16 protein-coding genes are annotated in these 18679 nt (G+C 71.5%); 12 read left to right on the forward strand and 4 right to left on the reverse strand.

The window, feature by feature from the left end; genetic code table 11:
• Window positions 1-169: 169 nt before the first annotated feature.
• The 4 genes from O7543_RS27860 (at window position 170) to O7543_RS27875 (ending at window position 3652) form a co-directional block, all read left to right on the forward strand.
• Window positions 170-1453 (forward strand): extracellular solute-binding protein, encoded by a 1284-nt coding sequence (locus O7543_RS27860; protein ID WP_281551142.1) that lies wholly within the window; start codon window positions 170-172, stop codon window positions 1451-1453.
• 9 nt (window positions 1454-1462) lie between these two features.
• Window positions 1463-2392, forward strand: a complete 930-nt coding sequence (locus O7543_RS27865; protein ID WP_281551141.1) for a sugar ABC transporter permease — start codon at window positions 1463-1465, stop codon at window positions 2390-2392.
• Window positions 2389-3285 (forward strand): carbohydrate ABC transporter permease, encoded by an 897-nt coding sequence (locus O7543_RS27870; protein ID WP_281551140.1) that lies wholly within the window; start codon window positions 2389-2391, stop codon window positions 3283-3285. The genes O7543_RS27865 and O7543_RS27870 overlap by 4 nt, the downstream gene beginning before the upstream one ends.
• 241 nt (window positions 3286-3526) lie before the next feature.
• Window positions 3527-3652 carry a hypothetical protein gene (locus O7543_RS27875; RefSeq protein ID WP_281551139.1) on the forward strand — a complete coding sequence of 42 codons (126 nt, stop codon included), beginning with the start codon at window positions 3527-3529 and terminating at the stop codon, window positions 3650-3652.
• Between the two features lie 117 nt (window positions 3653-3769).
• Here O7543_RS27875 and O7543_RS27880 read toward each other — a convergent pair whose 3' ends face one another.
• The 3 genes from O7543_RS27880 to O7543_RS27890 all read right to left on the reverse strand — a co-directional run bounded on the left by O7543_RS27880 (window position 3770) and on the right by O7543_RS27890 (window position 5149).
• Window positions 3770-4165 (reverse strand): hypothetical protein, encoded by a 396-nt coding sequence (locus O7543_RS27880; RefSeq protein WP_281551138.1) that lies wholly within the window; start codon window positions 4163-4165, stop codon window positions 3770-3772.
• A gap of 12 nt (window positions 4166-4177) precedes the next feature.
• Complete coding sequence (locus O7543_RS27885; RefSeq protein WP_281551137.1) at window positions 4178-4339, reverse strand: hypothetical protein; 162 nt, start codon at window positions 4337-4339, stop codon at window positions 4178-4180.
• 156 nt (window positions 4340-4495) lie between these two features.
• Complete coding sequence (locus O7543_RS27890; RefSeq protein ID WP_281551136.1) at window positions 4496-5149, reverse strand: class I SAM-dependent methyltransferase; 654 nt, start codon at window positions 5147-5149, stop codon at window positions 4496-4498.
• Between the two features lie 80 nt (window positions 5150-5229).
• On the opposite strand from O7543_RS27890, the gene O7543_RS27895 reads away from it, so the two are divergent.
• The 7 genes from O7543_RS27895 to O7543_RS27925 all read left to right on the forward strand — a co-directional run bounded on the left by O7543_RS27895 (window position 5230) and on the right by O7543_RS27925 (window position 15516).
• Window positions 5230-5811: an XRE family transcriptional regulator gene (locus tag O7543_RS27895; protein WP_281551135.1), complete on the forward strand. Its 582-nt coding sequence runs from the start codon at window positions 5230-5232 to the stop codon at window positions 5809-5811.
• 140 nt (window positions 5812-5951) lie between these two features.
• The gene (locus O7543_RS27900; RefSeq protein WP_281551134.1) at window positions 5952-6728 is read left to right on the forward strand and encodes a hypothetical protein; all 777 of its coding nucleotides are present in this window, start codon (window positions 5952-5954) and stop codon (window positions 6726-6728) included.
• A gap of 1503 nt (window positions 6729-8231) precedes the next feature.
• Entirely contained in the window at window positions 8232-8405 is a 174-nt protein-coding gene (locus O7543_RS27905) for a hypothetical protein (RefSeq protein WP_281567293.1), read from the forward strand.
• A gap of 111 nt (window positions 8406-8516) precedes the next feature.
• Entirely contained in the window at window positions 8517-9878 is a 1362-nt protein-coding gene (locus O7543_RS27910; RefSeq protein WP_281551132.1) for an aromatic ring-hydroxylating dioxygenase subunit alpha, read from the forward strand.
• Window positions 9871-11403 carry a glutamine synthetase family protein gene (locus tag O7543_RS27915; protein WP_281551131.1) on the forward strand — a complete coding sequence of 511 codons (1533 nt, stop codon included), beginning with the start codon at window positions 9871-9873 and terminating at the stop codon, window positions 11401-11403. Before O7543_RS27910 ends, O7543_RS27915 begins: the two co-directional genes overlap by 8 nt.
• A gap of 12 nt (window positions 11404-11415) precedes the next feature.
• A complete protein-coding gene (locus O7543_RS27920) occupies window positions 11416-12870 on the forward strand; it encodes an aldehyde dehydrogenase family protein (protein WP_281551130.1) in 1455 nt (484 codons plus the stop codon).
• Between the two features lie 72 nt (window positions 12871-12942).
• Window positions 12943-15516, forward strand: coding sequence for an aminotransferase class V-fold PLP-dependent enzyme (locus O7543_RS27925; RefSeq protein ID WP_281551129.1), 2574 nt, complete (start codon window positions 12943-12945; stop codon window positions 15514-15516).
• Here O7543_RS27925 and O7543_RS27930 read toward each other — a convergent pair.
• Complete coding sequence (locus O7543_RS27930) at window positions 15452-16207, reverse strand: GntR family transcriptional regulator (protein WP_281551128.1); 756 nt, start codon at window positions 16205-16207, stop codon at window positions 15452-15454. The two genes, O7543_RS27925 and O7543_RS27930, sit on opposite strands and share 65 nt — an antisense overlap.
• 308 nt (window positions 16208-16515) lie before the next feature.
• Here O7543_RS27930 and O7543_RS27935 point away from each other — a divergent pair, with 308 nt between their 5' ends.
• Window positions 16516-18528, forward strand: coding sequence for a primary-amine oxidase (locus tag O7543_RS27935; protein ID WP_281551127.1), 2013 nt, complete (start codon window positions 16516-16518; stop codon window positions 18526-18528).
• Window positions 18529-18679: the final 151 nt, after the last annotated feature.

Here is an 18679-nt window from a genome sequence, read left to right on the forward strand (position 1 = left end):
GGTCGTTGTGTGGAAACCGGGTCTTGACCGAGCGGCAACGCCGTCGTAGCGTGCGCAACGTCACCAATTCATGGCGTTCCGCAGGTGAAATTTTCGGTGACACCGGTCGATTGCTCGGCATTCAGCGGTGGGTGGGACCACGCTCGCCGCTTACCTGAGGGGACGGCACATGGCGACACCGATCCACTTCTCCCGCCGTACGCTGCTGAGCCTTGCCGGCCTCGGAGCCGGCGCGGTCGCGCTCGGCGCGTGCGGCGACTCCGGAAGCGACAGTGCGGGCATCGAGTGGTGGCACATCCAGAACACCGACCCGATGCTGCCTGTCTGGGCGGCGTTCGCCGAGGAGTTCCAAGCGCAGAACGAAGGCGTCGGCATCACCATCACCCCGCTGGAGAACGAGGCGTTCAAGGCCAGGCTGACAACGGTCACCCAGGCCGGCGACCCGCCGGACATCTACCACACCTGGGGCGGTGGCGTTCTCCGGCAGCAGGTCGAGGCCGGGCTGTGCCAGGACATCACCGACGCGGTCGCCCCCTGGCGGGACATCCTGCAGCCGGCCTCGACGTTGCCGTACGAGATCGACGGACGACTTTACGGCGTCCCGTTCGACATCGGTATGGTCGGCTTCTGGTACAACAAGGCGCTGTTCGCCGACGCCGGCATCACCGCACCGCCGCAGACCTGGGCCGAGTACCTCGAGGTCGTCGGCCGACTCAGGTCAGCCGGGATCACACCGATCGCGCTGGCCGGCGGCGAGAAGTGGCCCGGCCACTACTACTGGGCCTACCTCGCGATGCGCATCGGCGGCGTCGAGGCGCTGAGCCAGGCCGGCGAGGACAACAACTTCACCACCTCGGCGTTCATCGGCGCCGGCGAACGGCTCGCCGAGCTGGTCGCCCTCGAACCATTCCAGGAGGGCTTCCTCGGCGCGTCGTACGGTGAACCCGACGGCCAGGCCGCGGCGATGGGCAACGGCGACGCGGCGATGGAGCTGATGGGCCAGTGGGCCCCGGCCGTCCAGGAGGAGGCGTCCGGCGTCGAGGGCGGGATCGGCACCGACCTCGGCTTCTTCCCGTTCCCGGTGGTCGACGGCGGTCAGGGATCGGCCTCCGACGCGTTCGGCGGCGGCGGCGGGTTCGCCATCGGCCGCGACGCCTCGCCGGACGCGATCCGGTTCCTGGAGTTCATCAGCCAGGTGGACAAGCAGCGCCGGGCCGCCGCAACCGGCGCGTTCCTGCCGGTCACCATCGGCGCCGAGGCCGCGATCGAGGACCCCAACCTCGCCGCCGTCGCCGAGACCCTGGCCGACGCCAGCAACTTCCAGCTCTACCTGGACCAGGCGTACGCACCGGCGGTCGGCCAGGAGGTCAACGACCGGGTCGCCGAACTGATCGCTGGGCAGATGACCCCGGAGCAGGTCGCCGAGGCCGTCACCGTCGTCGCTCAGCGCTGACCGGCGACGATGGACCGCAACCTGAGACGTCGCCGGATCAGCGACCGGATCACCATCGGCCTGTTCCTGCTGCCGGCGCTGGTGCTGTTCGGCGTGCTGGTCGTCGTCCCGATCCTGGTCGCGGCGTACACCAGTCTGTTCCGCTGGAACGGGTTCGGCGGCCTACCGACCGACTTCATCGGCCTGGACAACTTCGTCCGGCTGCTCGACGACCCGGTCTTCATCGGCGACCTGCGACGCGGGGCCCTGCTGGTGGTGCTGTCGGTCACCGTCCAGCTGCCGCTCGCATTGGGGCTGGCCCTGCTGCTGAACCAGAAGCTGCGCGGCCGGGCGGTCTACCGGGTGCTGTTCTTCGCCCCGTACGTGCTGTCCGAGGTCATCACCGCGGTCCTGTTCACCATGGTCTTCAGCCCGAACCGGGGCCTGGCCAACCACGTGCTGGGCCTGGTCGGCCTGGAGAGCCTGAGCTCGACCTGGCTGTCCGACCCGTCGACCGTGCTGTACTCGGTGTTCCTGGTGATGACCTGGAAGTACTTCGGCTTCCACATGGTCCTGCTGCTCGCCGGCAGACAGAACATCCCCCGGGAACTGCACGAGGCGGCGGCGACCGACGGAGCCGGCGGCTGGCAGATCTTCCGGCACGTCACGCTGCCGCTGCTGGCCCCGACTATCCGGATCTCGATGTTCCTGGCCGTGATCGGCAGCATCCAGCTGTTCGACCTGGTCTGGGTGCTCACCGGCGGTGGTCCGCTGAACGCGTCGGAGACCATGGCGGTGACCATGTTCCAGTACGGGTTCCGGCGCTTCGAGGTGGGTTACGCCAGCGCGATCAGCATCGCGATGTTCCTGATCAGCCTGGCCTTCGCCGTGCTGTATCAACGCTTCATCCTGCGCCGCGACCTCGAAGGAGCGATGACCACCATGGGGGACCAGCGATGAGCGCCCCGACTCGTACCGCACGGCCCCGGCCGCAGCGGGCCGACCGGGGTGGCGACCGGGTGTCGCGGCTGCCCGGCCCGGCCCGGTCCCTGTCGTTGCACACCGTCTCGATCATCGTCGGGCTGATCATCGTGGTACCGATCGCCTTCGCGCTGCTCGGCGGGTTCAAGGACAACCGCCAGCTGTCCAACAGCCCGTTCGGTCTGCCGTCGCCGTGGATACCGGAGAACTACCTCGAGATTCTCGGCTCCGGATCGTTCTGGCGGCAGCTGTTCAACAGCACGCTGATCGCGCTGGCCACCGCGGTGATCGTGGTCGGGGTGGCGGCACTGGCGTCGTTCGTCTTCGCCCGGTACGCGTTCCGGGGGCGGGAACTGCTGTTCCTGTTCTTCACGATCGGGCTGATGTTCCCGTTCGCGGTCGCCATCCTGCCGCTGTTCATCCTGCTGCGCACCATGGGTCTGCTGGACAACCCGCTCGGGGTGATCCTGCCGCAGGCCGCGTTCGGCCTGCCGGTGACGATCATCATCCTGCGGTCGTTCTTCCGGGCCATACCGGGGGAGCTGGAGGAGTCGGCGATCCTCGACGGCTGTACGCCGTTCGGCTTCTTCTGGCGGATCCTGCTGCCGATGGCCCGGCCGGCGATCGCCACCGTGTCGGTGCTCGCCATCGTGGCCAGCTGGAACAACTTCATGCTTCCGCTGGTGGTGTTCAACGACCCGAACTGGTGGACCATCCCGGTGGGCGTGCAGGAGTTCCAGGGCCAGTACGCCGACGACAGCGCCAAGGTGCTGGCGTACGTCGTGCTGGCGATGGTCCCGGCGCTGGCCTTCTACTCGATCGCCGAACGTCAGCTGATCGGCGGGCTCACCGCCGGTGCCACCAAGGGCTGACCGGGCGACCCGGATGAGCGTCGCGCGGTGACGATAGTCCCGCCGAGCTGGCCGGTCGGCGGGACAAGCCGGCCCGGGGGTGGTTGTTCCGGCCGCCGGCGGTTGGTGAGACTGCGTGATCATGAGTCGTCGCAGTCTCGTGACAGTCGTGGCCGCCGGGGTGACCGTCCGGTGGACGGCTCGTCGGTCGATGGCCGCGGCGCCCGCCTGCGGGTCGGCGTCGCCGACGACGCGCCGGGCGGTGACCGCCGTGCTTGACACCGGGCGGGTGGCCGCCGTCGGCGTCGCCTGCACCTGGGATCCGGGCCACGGGGCCGCCGCCCGGCTCGGCCCGCTGGTCAAGGAGATCCTGCGCCGGTTAACCTGACCGCCGGCGGGTTCGGCAGGCCGGCGAGGGCGGCCCGACAGCAGTGCGGTGGTGCTGTCCGCCGGCGTCGCCACGGCGGTCAGGGCAGCGGCCTTGTCTCGACGGCCATCATCCGGGTCAGGGCCTGCGCGGCCCGTTGCTCGACGACGGCGACGGATTCCCCCAGATGCATCGTGAATTCCCGGTGGGCGGTGTCGAGGTCGCCACCGAGGACGGCCTCCAGGATGCCGAGGTGCTGCGTGGTCGTCCGGTCGATCCGCTCGGCGGAGCGGAGTCGGGCAGCACGAAGCCGGGATCCGGCTCCGGAGTGTCGCGGCGCAGCACCAGCCAGTCGTCACGCAGGGGCTCGACGACGGCCGGATCGTGTGGTTCACCGGTCTCGACCGGCCGGTGCAGCGTCGCCAGCTCCAACGCTCGGCGGACCTCGTACAACTGCCGGACCTCGACCAGATTGGACGCCGTCGGCACGTAGCCGCCGTCCGGCAGGCGTTCGACGAGCCGCTCGGAGTGCAACCGGGTCAGGGCCTAACGAACCGGGGTACGCGACACCGACAGCAAGGTGGCCGGCCGCTCCTCGCCGAGCCGGATCCTGAGCGGGAAGTCGCCGACCAGCAGCCGCCGCTTCAGCTCGGTGTAGGCGTGCTCACCGGCCTGTGCTCGCGGAGGTGCGTCCAGTCCTTTATCCAACGCCGGATCCATGGACGGGACGTAGGGACGTCGTGCTTCTGGCGTGTTTCGCGGCGGTAAGCAGCCCGACGCGACAGCGGGCAAACCCGATCGATCCCGTGCATGGCCGCGCCCCGGCGGCCGGTGGCCCTGCTGATGGTCGCGGTGCGGGTGGCATCAGCCGATCTCTCCGTCGCGCCGGATGAGCAGCACGTTGTCGGTGACCATCGCGGTCTGACCGGCCGGCCCGGTGGCCCGCCGCTGCGGCATGTCCGCCCGCAGCACCTGCCACTGCCGCGGATCGAGATCGAGGCCGGTGGCCACCTCGTCCGGGGTGGGGAAGTGGGCGTCCGGGTCCTGATTCCACGACCAGGGGGCGGTGGATCCGTGGTCGACGACCAGCAGCCGGCCGCCGGGCCGCAGGGCCAACGCGGCGGTACGCAGCACCCGGCCCCGGTCCAGCGCGAACGGCGTGTGGAAGTACTGCGCGTTGATCAGGTCGAACGTCCCGGCCGGGAAGCTGTCCGCCAGATCGTGCCGTTCACCGGTGACCCGGTCGCCGAGGCCGAGCTCGTCGGCCTTTGCCACGACGCGGGCAACGGCCGTAGCGGAGATGTCCACGGCCGTGACCTGCCAGCCTTGTCGGGCCAGCCAGATGCTGTCGCCGCCGCCACCACAGCCCAGATCCAGGGCGGCGCCCGGCGTCAGCGCCCCGGCGGTCTCGACGAGCTGTGAGTTGGTCGGTCGGTCCGAGGCGGTCAGGCTGCGGTGCAGCCCCTCCCAGAACGACTCGGGATCGGCACCCAGCTGCGGGCCCTGCCATCCATTCATCGGTTGCCTCCTTCGGGGACAGCATCCGGACCACTGCACGGCAATTGCAAGAAGAGTTGCCGATCCGCATCATGGGTGCCATGAACGTCACCGCAGCGGACGTCCTCGCCGGGGTCGGCCCTCGGCTGCGTGCCCTGCGCCGGGCACGCGGCGTCACCCTGGCCGGCCTGGCCGAAGAGACCGGTCTGACCACGAGCACGCTGTCCCGCTTGGAGAACGGCAAACTCCGCCCGACGTTGGAGCAGCTGCTGCCGCTGGCGCGGGCCCACGGCGTACCGCTCGACGACCTGGTCGCCGCCCCACCCACCGGCGACCCGCGGATCCACCTGCGGCCGATCCGACGCTCCGGGCTGACCATCGTGCCGCTGACCCGGCGGGCCGGCGGCGTCCAGGCATACAAGGTGGTCTACCCGCCGGCCGGCCGGTCACCCACCATGAAACAGCAGACCCACGACGGGTACGAATGGTTCTACGTGCTCAACGGGCGGGTCCGGTTCGTCCTCGGCGACCAGGAGTTCCAGCTCGACCCGGGTGAGGCCGCCGAGTTCGACACCCGTACGCCGCACTGGATCGGCAGTGCCGACGCCCAACCGGCGGAGACACTCACCCTCTTCGGCGCCCAGGGCGAACGCGCCCACCTGTCACCGGTGCCGACCAACTGACATCAGGGTCATCGAAGGCGCATCGGGTTGCCGCCCAGCGCAGCGGCACTGGTCTCCGCCGTCTTGGCAACCTGACGGTACGCCCGCGCGGTGGTTGACGAGGTCGGCCGCGGCTGGTCAGGTGTTGCGACAATGCGTCCATGAGTGACGGTTCACGCGGGCTGGCGGTCGTACCTGCCGTTGCATGGTGGACGGTGCTGCGGCTGGTGATCGTCCTGCTGTGGCTGGTCGCGGCGGCGACCGCCTGGTGGACGGCCCCCCGGCAGCACGACTACGACCAGGCAAGGGCGGACGTGGCAGCGGGTCGGGTGGTGGCGTACCAGTGGGGTGACAGTTGGGACCGGAGTCGACGCGGATGGTTCGACGTCGCCGAGCTGCGGTCGTCGGGTCAACTCGGCCCGCTGTTCGGGTGGCGTACCGCCGACGGCCGAGTGCGCTGGACCAACACCGCGACCTTCGGCGCGGTGACCGCTGCTGCTGCCGACGGCGGCGGCAGCTACGCAGGACCGGGCGCGGCCGCCCTGGCCCGGGACCTGCGCGCCGCCGGCCTGGAACAGCGGGTCGGCGGCGTGCAGTCCGCCGTGCGGGTCGGTACCCAGATCGGTTTCGTGCTGCTGGTGACCTTCCTGGTGGTGCTGGTCGGTGGGCCGGCTCCGGCGCTGGGCACCCGGTGGTACTGGTTCTGGCTGGTCTTCCTGGCCCCGTTCGGGCTCGGTCTGCTGTGGTGGCTGGGTCTGGAGCTTCCGTGGTCGGGCAGGGCGGCGGCGTTGCCTGGTGTGGTCGGCGTCAACCAGCGTCGGTACACCGGCCTGCTCGGCTTCGCGTTCGGGTTGCTCGCGGCCCTCGGGATCAGTCTGCTGACCATGGTGCTGCACATTGTGCTCGGCGACTGGTGGGTGCCTCGGCCCGGCGGCTAGCGGCGGTACAGGCGTTCGCCGGAATCGGTCAGGGGGTCAGGACGACCTTGCCGGCGACGGTGCCGGACTCGGCCAGCCGCAGCGCCTCGGCGATGCGGGTGAGCGACAGCTCGGCGGCGATCTGGGCGGTGACGTCACCGCGCCGCAGCGATCAGCTCGCGGAGCATGGCGAGCATGACGGTGACGGCCTGGATGGGCCGTGCCCCAGGCGAGCGCGGGCACCAGCATGATGCCGGTGCCGGCAGCAACCAGAGCCTGCTTGCCGTGCCAGTCATCACACGCCGTGGTGGGGGTCGACGCCGGCCTCGACAGCCTGTTCACCCTGTCCACCGGGGAGAAGATCCCCAACCCGAGACATGAACGCCGTGACCGGCGGCGGCTGGCCCGGGCCCAGCGGAACCTCGCACGCAAGGCCAGAGGCTCGGCGAACCGGGCCAAGGCCCGGCTGGCGGTGGCCCGGGTTCATGCCCGGATCGCCGACCGCCGCCGCGACCACCTGCACAAGTTGACCACCCGGCTCGTTCGTGAAACCCAGACGATCGTGATCGAGGACCTGGCCGTCCGCAACATGATGGCCAGTCACAGTCTGGCCCGCGCCGTCTCGGACGCGGGCTGGCGGCAGTTCCGCAGCATGCTGGGGTACAGAGCGGACTGGTACGGCCGGGATCTGGTGGTCGTGGACCGCTGGTTCCCGTCGACCCGACTGTGCTCGGGCTGTGGCGTACTGGCTGAACACCTGCCGTTGGCGGTCCGGTCGTGGACCTGCCGGTGCGGGCAGGCCCATGACCGGGACGTGAACGCGGCCCGGAACATTCTCGCGGAGGGGCTCTCCGTGACTGCCTGTGGAGGCGGTGTGAGACCTCACCGGGAGTCCTCCTCTCGGACGGGGCGGTCGTCGGTGAAGCAGGAACCCCCTGGGGCGACCCAGGGAATCCCCGTCCCTTCAGGGCGGGGAGGAAGTCAACGCAGTGGAAGGCGATCCGGGGCGGGCCGCCGAGGGCGTCGGCCAGTGCGGTCAGCGGCCCCAGACAGCCCGGGTACGCGCAGTCGATCCACGTCTCGCCGGCCAGGTCGGTCAGCCGTACCCGGTCGACGCCGGCCAGCCTGTGCCCGGCGGGGAGGGCGACCAGCAGCTCCTCGTCCGTCAGGTCGACCCCGTCGCCGACGGCGGGCGCGACAGCAGCGGGTGCGACACCAGCAGGATCGGCCGAAGACGTCCGGGTGCCGGGCGCGGAACCGGCTGATCGCCGCCGGTACGAGGGTGGTGTTGGCGCTGATGCTCGGCACCGGCGACCCGCACGGTCGTGACTCGGTGCGGTGGATCGTCGAGCAGGCCGCGACCGCGTCGGTGCGCACGGCCGGTGCTGGCCGCGTCGGACGCGGGTCGAGTTGCCCGGGGTCGGTCGCCGTACCGTCTTCCCTTTTCCGTTCTCGGACCAGCATGTCCTGGCGGCCCGTCACGGGATCCGGGCCACCACCCGGATGTGCCTCGACTCCAGGGCTTTGACGTGGCCGCTGTTCGCCGGTCGGTCGTCCGGGTTGTTCCGCCTGGCCCGCCGGTTGCGGCTGGCCGACGTGCTGGTGTCGGCGCTGGTCCGGGCGTGGGTCGGCGCTGACCGGTTCGTGGTGCGGGCGAGCGCCAGCAGATCGAGCGGACCGGCGGTGACGCTGGAGTGACCGTCCGCGATTCCGCAGATAGCGGGATGCTGCAACTATCGCGCCGCCCACATCTATGCCAGGATTGGATCCAATGCATGCTGGATCGGATGCCTAGCTGAGAGGGGTGCCATGCTGCGGCGCGAGGAGAACGAGCGGATCACCCGCTCCGGGCCGGGCACACCGCTCGGCCGGCTGATGCGCGCGTACTGGCAGCCGGCGGCGCTGGTGTCGGAGATGGACCCGCAGCGGCCGGTCAAACCGGTCCGGCTGCTCGGCGAGGACCTGGTGCTGTTCAAGCAGGCCGACGGCGGCTGGTCGCTGGTCGGGCGGTTCTGCGCGCACCGGGGCGTCGACCTGGCGTACGGCCGGCACGAGGACGGCGGGCTGCGCTGCCTCTACCACGGTTGGCTGTACGGGCCGGACGGGCGCTGCCTGGAGCAGCCGGCCGAGCCGCCGCACAGCACCTTCGCCAGCAAGGTGCGCATCCCCAGCTACCCGTGCGTCGAGCGCAACGGCATCGTCTTCGCCTACCTCGGCGAGGGCGACCCGCCGCCGATGCCGCACTACGACTGCTTCCAGGCACCCGACGAGTACACCTTCGCCTTCAAAGGGCTGTGGGAGTGCAACTGGCTGCAGGGCGTCGAGGGCGGCATCGACCCCAGCCACGTCTCGTTCCTGCACCGGTTCATCGACGAGGATCCGCGCGACGTCTACGGCCAGCAGTTCAGCGAGGAGGTCGCCGGCACCGGGCAGAAGCTGTCCAAGCTGGTCGGCGACGCCTACCGGCCGGACATCGAGGTCGAGCAGGCCGAGCACGGCCTGCGGGTGTACGCGCTGCGCCAGCTCACCGACGAGATCCGCCACGTACGCATCACGAACCTGGTCTTCCCCAACGCGTTCGTGGTCCCGTTCGGCAACGACAAGGTTTTCTGCCAGTGGCACGTGCCGATCGACGACTACCACCACTACTGGTACATGATCTTTTACGACTTCGCCGAGCCGACCGACAAGCAGACCCTGCTCGCCCAGCGGCTCGACGAGGTCTCCCTGCCGGACTACCGGCCGCTGCGCAACCGGGCCAACAACTGGGGCTTCGACCCGGCCGAGCAGCGGGACCTGACCTACACCGGAATGGGGCTGGACATCAACGTCCACGACCAGTGGGCGGTGGAGAGCATGGGCCCGATCCAGGACCGCACCGTGGAGCGACTCGGTGTCTCCGACCGGGCGGTGACCGCGAACCGCCGGCTGCTGCTGCGCGCCATTGACGCCTTCGAGGCCGGCAACCCGGTCCCGGCCCGCCCGGCCGACGAGGCTGCGGCCGCCGAGCTGACCGGCCCGCTCGCCGTCGACACCGTGGCCCCGACCGACGGCTGGGAGCAGACCTGGCGCGAACGTGAGGCGCAGCGGCGGGCCGGCTCCCCGTGGGCCGGCACCCCGTCGCGGTCGGCGGTCGGCGCTCCGACGCGGTCGGCGGCCGGCGATGCGTAGCCTCGACGAACGGCCCGTCGCCGACGGCGGGGACGGCCGCCGCGTGGTGCCGATGCTCGCCGCCGACCGGGGCGGCTTCATCGACCGTCACCAGCTGTGGACCGACACCCAGTACGCCGCCGCCGGCCAGCTGCGCCGGGTCGTCGACGAGCTCGGTATCGAGCTGATCCGGTTCTCTTTCGCCGACCAGCACGGCGTGCTGCGTGGCAAGACGCTGACCCGGGAAGCCGCCGCCACGGCACTGCGGTCCGGCGTGACCGCGCCGTCGTCGCTGCTGCTCAAGGACCCGTCCGGCGCGTCGGTCTTCCCGGTCTTCGCCGCCGACACCGGCGTCGGGGTGAGCGGGTTCGCCGGTGCCGGGGACATCGTGCTGGTGCCCGACCCGACCACGTTCCGGGTGCTGCCGTGGGCGCCACGGACCGGCTGGTTGCTGTGCGACCTGCGGTTCCCCGACGGTGCCGCGGTGCCGTTCTGCACCCGTGGCCTGCTGCGCACGCAGCTCGACCGGTTGGCCGCCGCCGGGTACGCGATGACCGTCGGCGCCGAGCTGGAGTTCCACGTCTTCGCCACCGACGGTCCCACCGACGGCGGGCTCGACGACGACCAGGTCGGCCGGCCGGGTGCGCCCGGCCGGGCCAGCGGCGCCCGGCCGCTGAGCCGGGGCGCGCAACTGCTGCACGAGGACGGGCTGGACCGCGCCGACGAGGTCGTCCAACTGCTGCACCACGGGCTGACCCGGCTCGACCTGCCGCTGCGCTCCCTGGAGCTGGAGTTCGGGCCGAGCCAGTTCGAGATCACCATGACCGCCGGGGACGCGGCGGTCGCCGCCGACCAGGTGCTGCTGGCCCGCTCGGCGATCCGCCAGCTCTGCCGCCGGCACGGCTACCACGCCACGTTCATGTCCCGCCCGGCCGGTGCCCAGACCGCCTCCACCGGGTGGCACCTGCACCAGTCGCTGCGCGAGCTGGCCACCGGCACGGCGGCGTTCGACCCGGTCACGCCGGGGGAGGCGCTCTCCCCGGTCGCCGGGCACTACCTCGCCGGTCTGCTGGAGCACGCCGGTGCGGCAGCCGCCTTCGCCACCCCGACGGTCAACGGCTACAAGCGCTACCTGCCGTTTTCCCTCGCGCCGGACCGGGTGGCCTGGGGGGTCGACAACAAGGGGGCTATGGTCCGGGCCGTCGGTGCCGGCTCCGACACCGGCGTACGGCTGGAGAACCGGTGCGGCGAGCCGGCCGCCAATCCGTACCTGTATATCGCGTCGCAGCTGGTCAGTGGCCTGGACGGGATCGACCGGCGGCTCGCCCCGCCGCCGGCGGTGCAGGATCCGTACGCCGCCGACGCGCCCCGGCTGCCGGCCTCGCTGGCCGAGGCGCTGACCGCGCTGGAGGCCGATCCGGCGTTCACCGCCGCGCTCGGCGCCCCGGTGATCTCCTGGTACGCGACGCTCAAGCGCCGCGAGTTCGCCCGCTACCTCGCGCACGTCTCCGACTGGGAGCAGCGCGAGTACTTCGATCTGATCTGAGGGAGTAGCCCGATGACGTCGTCTGTCGCCCCGCTGGCCGACCTGGAGCCGTTCCACGTCGACGGCGGGTGGATCGCCCCCGGTGGGCGCGCGCTGATCGAGGTGCGTGACCCGTCCACCGGCGCGGTGATCAGCCGGGTCGCCCAGGCCACCGCCGAGGACGTGGACGCGGCGGTGGCCGCCGCCACCCGGGCGTACGCCGACCGGCGGTGGAGCGGTCTGGCTCCGCTGGAGCGCACCCGGGTGCTGCACCGGCTCGCCGACCTGATCGAGGCGCACCTCGAGGAGTTGGCGGTGCTGGAGACCCGGGACAACGGCAAGCCGATCGAACGTTCCCGGGCCGACACCGGCGCGGCGGCCCGGGCGTTCCGGCACTTCGCCGGGGCGACCAGCAGGCTGACCGGCACCGTCGTGCCGATCGACGGCGGCGGCCACCACGTCTACACGGTGCTGGAGCCGGTCGGTGTGGCGGCGCTGATCCTGCCGTGGAACTTTCCGATCATGACCGGCTGTTTCAAGATCGCCCCGGCGCTGGCCGCCGGCTGCCCGGTGGTGGTCAAGCCGGCCGAGCAGACCCCGCTGACCATGTTGCGGGTGGCCGCCCTGGCCGCCGAGGCCGGCGTGCCGCCGGGGGTGTTCAACGTGCTCACCGGCGACGGCGAGGTCGGCGCGGCGCTGGTCGCCCACCCGGGCGTGGCGAAGGTGTCGTTCACCGGCTCCACTGAGGTGGGCCGGTTGGTGATGGCCGGCGCGGCGGCGACGACGAAACGGCTCACCCTGGAGTTGGGTGGGAAGAGCCCGAACATTGTCTTCGCCGACGCCGACCTGGACGCCGCGGTGCTGACCGCGATGCGGGCGTCGTTCGGCCACTCCGGGCAGATGTGCACCGCCGGCAGCCGGCTGCTGGTGCAGCGGTCGATCCTGGACGAGATGACCGAGCGGCTGGCCGCAGCGACCCGCCGGGTGCCGCTGGGCAACGGACTGGACGGCGGGGTGACCGTCGGCCCGCTGGTCTCCGAGGAGCAGCGCCAGCAGGTGCTGTCGTACATCGAGACCGGCATCCGGGAAGGGGCCACGGTCGCGGTCGGCGGCGGGGTGCCGGACCGGCCCGGCTACTTCGTCGAGCCGACCCTGTTCACCGGGGTACGCAATGACATGGCCATCGCCCGGGAGGAGATCTTCGGGCCGGTGACCGGGGTGATCGCCTTCGACGATGAGGACGAGGCGGTCGCGATCGGCAACGACACGTCGTACGGGCTGGCCGCCGGGGTGTGGACCCGGGACCTGTCCCGGGCACACCGGATGGCGGCCGTGCTGCGGGTCGGCACGGTCTGGGTGAACACGTACAACATCTTCGACCCGGCGCTGTCCTTCGGCGGGGTCGGGGACTCCGGTCTGGGCCGGGATTTGGGCGACGAAGCCCTGCATTCGTACTGCGAGCGCAAGGGCGTCGTCGTCGCGCTCTGACCGGCGGTGCCCGGTCCGGCGAGGTGCCGTCGACCGGACCGGGCACCGCCTCGATCACCGATGGGATCCATCTTGAGAGACTCTGCATCCCAGACCGGGCCGGCGGGTGCGGTCGCGGAGCCCGCCGACCCGGCGCCCGTGCCGCTGGGCCCGGCGTCTGTGCCGGCGGGCGCGCTGACGCTGGACCCTGCGGCGCTGAGGGCCGCCACTCCCGGCGCGACCCTGGCCCACCACCTCAACGCCGCCGGCGCCGCACTGCCCAGCCTCGCCGTACTCGACACGGTCATCGACCACCTGCGGCTCGAGTCGCGGCTCGGCGGCTACGAGGCGGCCGAGGCCGCCGCCGAGCGGACCGCCGACGTCTACCACCTGGCTGGCCGGCTGCTCGGCGCGACAGGAGAGGACATCGCCCTGGTGGAGAGTGCCACCGTGGCGTGGCACCGGGCGATCGACGCGCTGCGGCTCGGCCCCGGCGACCGGATCCTCGCCTCCGCGTCCAGCTACGTCAGCTCGGCACTGCACCTGCTCGAGCTGCGCCGCGCCCGGGGCATCAGCGTCGAGGTGCTGCCCACCGACGACTCGGGCGGCGTCGACCTGCACCAGTTGGAGCAGGCGCTGCGGCAGCCGGCCGCGCTGGTCACTGTCGCCCACGTACCGACCTCGTCGGCGCTGATCGAACCGGTCGCGCAGATCGGCGCCCGGGTCGCCGCTGCCGGCGTACCGCTGCTGGTCGACGCCACCCAGTCGGTCGGCCAACTGCCCGTCGACGTCGGCGCGATGCACGCCGACATCCTGGTCGCCACCGGCCGCAAGTTCCTGCGTGGACCGCGCGGCACCGGGCTGCTCTATCTCGACCCGGCGCTGCGTGAACGCGCCCGTCCGTTGACCCCGGACGTACGCGGGGCCCGATGGACCGGCGACGAGGAGTACGACCTGCTGCCCGGTGCCCGACGGTACGAGACCTGGGAGGCGTCGCACGCGTTGCGGCTCGGCCTGGGCGCCGCGCTGACCGAGGCGCTTGCCCTCGGCGTCGACGCCATCTCGGCGTACGTCAGCCAGTTGGCCGCCCGGCTGCGGGCCGGGCTGGCCGAGCTGCCCGGAGTGACCGTGGTCGACCCGCCGGCGGCCGGCGGTGGCATCGTCACCTTCGTCCGCGACGGCGAGGAGCCGGCCACCACGGTACGCACGTTGCGCGCCGCCGGCCTGCACCTGGTCGCCGTGCCGGCCAGCCACGGCCAGTGGGACCTGGGTCGGCGCGGCCTGCCTGCGGTGGTCCGAGCCTCCGTGCACGTCTACAACGACGACACCGAGGTGGACGCGCTGCTCGCCCGACTGGCCCGCCCGGCGGCCACCGGCGTACCGACGCCACCGACGGCGACTGCCACGCCGGACGCTGTGCCGCCGGTGCCGCCAGCGCCGGGCCCGGCTCCCGCGCTGCTGACCGGTGCAGACCGCCGGGCCGACGTGATCGTCATCGGTGCCGGCGTCCACGGACGCAGCGCGGCCTGGGCACTCGTCGCACGCGGTGTCCGGGTGATCCAGCTTGACCGGCTGCCGGCCGGGCACACGGAAGGATCGTCACACGGACAGACCCGGATGATCCGTCGCGCCTATCCGTCGCCGGTCTGGGACGACCTGGTGGACCGCGCGTACACCGGTTGGCGCGAGCTGGAACAGGCCGCCGGTCGCCGGTTGGTCAGCACTGTCGGCGGCCTGTACGCCCGACCGGCCCGGACCAGCGGCACCCTGCGCGGGCCGGACTGTGTCCTGGTCGACGCCAACCAGGCCGCCGGCATCGCGCCGGGCCTGGTGCTCGGGGCCGACATGGTGGCCGTACACGATCCGGCGGCCGGCGTGATCGACGCCGCCGCCGCGATGGACGCGCTGACCGGGCTCGGTAGGGCCGCCGGGGTGCACCGTCGCGACGGCTGCCGGGTGACCGGTTGGCACCCGGACGGTGCCGGGGTCCGGGTACATACCGACTCCGGTGACCTGCTCGCCGACCGGCTGGTCATCTGTGCCGGACCGTGGACCGCCGACCTGGTGCCGGAGTTCGCCAGCCGGTTGACCACCGTGCGGATCGTCAACATCCACATCGGCTCGTCCACCCCGGCGCTGCTGGCCCCGCCGGCGCTCGGCCCGTTCTCGGTCGACGTCCCCGGCGTCGGTCTGCTCTACGGCATCCCGGCGCACGGTCCGGACGCCGTCAAGGTGGGATTCGACCATGGTCCGGTCGACGACCTGAGCCGGCCGCCCGGTCCGGTGACCGCCACCGAGCGGGCCGAGTTGCTCTCCGTCGCCCGTCGTTTCCTGCCGGCCGCCGACGGCCCGGTCACCGCAGAACTGGCCTGCCGCTACACCATGGCGCCGGGCAACCGGTTCGCGGTCGGGGCGTTGCCGGCGCATCCGCAGGCGCTGGTCGCGGCGGCCTGCTCCGGGCACGGGTTCAAGTTCGGCCCGGCGATCGGTGCCGCGTTGGCCGACCTGGCGACCGGGATGCCCCGGCCGGACCTGGAGTTTCTCGCTCCGGCGGCGATGGGGGTCGACGGGGTGCCGCCCGGGGACTGGGCCGGCGACCGGGTCAACCCCGGAACACCGTTGCCGAACGCCGCTCGTACCAGCGAGCCAACTGCTCACCGGCGCTGATCACATGGGCCTGCATCTCACGCCGCGCGCGTTCGCCGTCCTCCGCGGTGAGCGCGGCGACGATCCGCTCGTGCTCGTGGAAGTTGTCGTCGCGGTGGCGAGGGTTGTCCTGCAACACCAGCGCCGAGACGTTACGCGGGAATGCCTCGTTGATCTCCTTGATCACCCTGGCCAGCCAGTCGTTGCCGGCCACCTGGTGAATGAGGGTGTGGAACCGGTCGTTGGCGGCGTTGGTGGAGCCGGCCAGGGCGACCCGGGCGCGGGCGACCCCCGGGTCGTCCTCGACCCGTCGCTGCGGGATGCTGCCCCGGGCGGCCTGCTCGGTACGTCGCAGCAGCGAGTTGGCCTCCCGCAGCTCGTGCAGGACGTCGTCGGTGATCCGGCTGACCGCCCGTTCGCAGGCCAGCGCCTCCAGCTCCGCACGGACCTCGTAGGCTTCCCGGACCTCCCACGGCGCCGGCACCCGGACCACCGCGCCACGGTGCGGCACCACCTCGATCAGCCCACCGGTCTGCAGTTGGCGCAGCGCCTCCCGGACCGGGGTGCGGCTGACCCCGAGCAGCTTGGCCAGCTCGGCCTGGCGCAGTTGGGCACCGATCGGGATCTCGCCGGACATGATCTTGGCGCGGATCTTCGCGGCGGTGGCGTCGACGAGGGCACTGCTGGTGTTTTCCGTCGAGCTGACTGGCATGCCCGGTGCCCCTGTCTGATCGGTGTGCGGCGCAGCCGGCCGGGTGCCGGCCCGGCTGCGGTCTTCTCCACAGTGGTGCGATGTGGATGTCACGATAGCAAGCCGGCCGTCGACCCTGCGGGTCCCGTACATTTCGCTTTGGATCCCGGTTTTGGATCCAAAGATCCTGAGGTAGTATCCGAGACTACCTTGGCCAGGGAGTTCTTAGGAAGCACCGGCCCGCCGCAGCCACCACGACGCGACACAGACCGACCCCAGACGAGCCGGACCGCATCGGAACGACTCCCGCGACGGCGACAGGAGCAATCGTGAGCGCGTGCCACCCCAGCCCGGACGGGCGCAACCACCGCAGTCATCCGCTCGATCCGCCCAGCCCGGCCGAGATCGCCCGTGCCGTCGCCGTCGCGCGTGCCGACGGTCGCCTCGGCGAGCGGACCCGGTTCTGGGGGGCCACGCTGGACGAGGCACACGCCCGCGCCGTCGTGGCCGGCGCGGCGGCGGCCGGGGAGGTCCGACTCGGACTGGTGGCCATGGACCACGCCGCCGGCACTGCCTGGGAGATCGACGTCGCGCTGGCCGCCGGGAGCCGGGCCGACGGTGCGCCGTCGGACCACGCTGGAGACGAGGACGTTGCGGACCGCTGCCTGGACTGGCGTCCACTCGACCCGCGTCGGCCCGGCATCACCTCCGAGGAGGCTCGCGCGGCCGCCCAGGCCTGCCGGCAGAGCCCACTGTTCCGCGAGGTGCTCGCCAAGCGGGGCATCCACGACGTCTCCCTGGTGATGGTCGACGCCGAGTCGATGGGCGGCTTCGAGCCGAAGCGCTACGCCGACCGGCGGCTGACCTGGGGCACCGTCTGGCACCGTGTCGACGAGGGCGACAACGGCTACGTCCGCCCGGTGCAGGGCGTGGTGCCAATCATCGACATGGCGACCATGGAGGTCCTGGAGGTCGAGGACCACGGCGTGGTGCCGATTTCCGAAGAGGCCGGCCCGCTGGAGGCCGACGCCTGGCCGACCCGGCCGGGCCTGCGTCCGTTGGATGTCGTGCAGCCCGACGGTCCGAGTTTCGACGTCGACGGCTGGCGAGTCAGCTGGCAGGGCTGGCAGTTGCGGGTCGGCTTCACCCACCGCGAGGGCCTGGTCCTGTACGACCTGGAGTTCCAGGGGCGGCCGGTGGTCAAGCGGGCCGCCTGCAACGAGATGTACGTGCCGTACCTCGACCCCAACTCCACCCAGTACCGCAAGAACTTCTTCGACTGGGGCGAGTACGGGGCCGGGCCGCTGACCAACTCGCTCGCCCTCGGCTGCGACTGCCTCGGCGTCATCTACTACTTCGACACCGCCTATCTCGGTGGCGACGGGGACCCGGTGACCATCCCGAACGCGATCTGCATGCACGAGGAGGACCACAGCATCCTCTGGAAGCACAACGACCTGCGCCGCGGAGTCAGCCAGGTGCGTCGCTCGCGGCGGTTGGTCATCTCCAACTTTCAGACCGTGGCCAACTACGACTACGGCTTCTACTGGTCGCTCTATCAGGATGGCCGGATCGAGCTGGAGGTCAAGTTGACCGGGATGTTGTCGGCCTCCGGTATCGCCGACGGCGACGAGGTGCGCTACGGCCGGATCGTCGCGTCGAACGTGCAGACCCCGACCCACCAGCACTACTTCGGGCTACGCCTGGACATGGCGGTGGACGGATCGCGCAACCGGCTGGTCGAGGAGCATGCCGAGGGCGAGACCGACCCGACGCTCGACCCGTACGGCAACGCGGTACGCAACGTGCGTACCCCGTTGCTGCGTGAGTCCCAGGCCGCGCGCCGCACCGACCCGGCGTCGGCTCGCCGCTGGCGGGTGGAGAGCACCACCCGGACCAACCGGTACGGTGAGCCGACGGCCTACCGGCTGCTGCTGCCGAACACCACTCGACCGTTCGCCCGGCCGGACTCGGTGATGGCCCGTCGGGCACCGTTCATCCACCAGCACCTGTGGGCCACCCCGTACGATCCGCAGGAGCAGTTCCTCGGTGGTCGCTATCCCAACCATGCCGAGCCGGGCGACGACGGTGTGCAGGTCTGGCAGCGCCAGGACCGGTCGATCGACGGTGCGGAGCTGGTGCTGTGGCCGGTGCTCGGCACCCACCATTTCCCGCGCCCGGAGCAGTGGCCGGTGATGCCGGTGGACGCGATCCACATGATCCTCGAACCGGACGGCTTCTTCGACCGCAATCCGGCGATGGACGTGCCGGATCCGGCTGCCGCCCGCAGTGCGGGCAGTGCCTGCTGCTCCACTGGAAATGACGTGGTGCCGGCCGACTGACCCGGCCGGTGCGTCGGCCAGCGCGCCGGCCACGGGGACCCCTGTCCACTCTCGATATCCCGACACCAGACGTTCACAATCGCGATACGGACCCGAATTGGGTACCGCAGATGATGGTTTTGGATCCAATCCAAATGAAATTTAATCCATC

It is taken from the genome of Solwaraspora sp. WMMA2080 (assembly GCF_027497395.1).
Lineage (GTDB): Bacteria > Actinomycetota > Actinomycetes > Mycobacteriales > Micromonosporaceae > Micromonospora_E.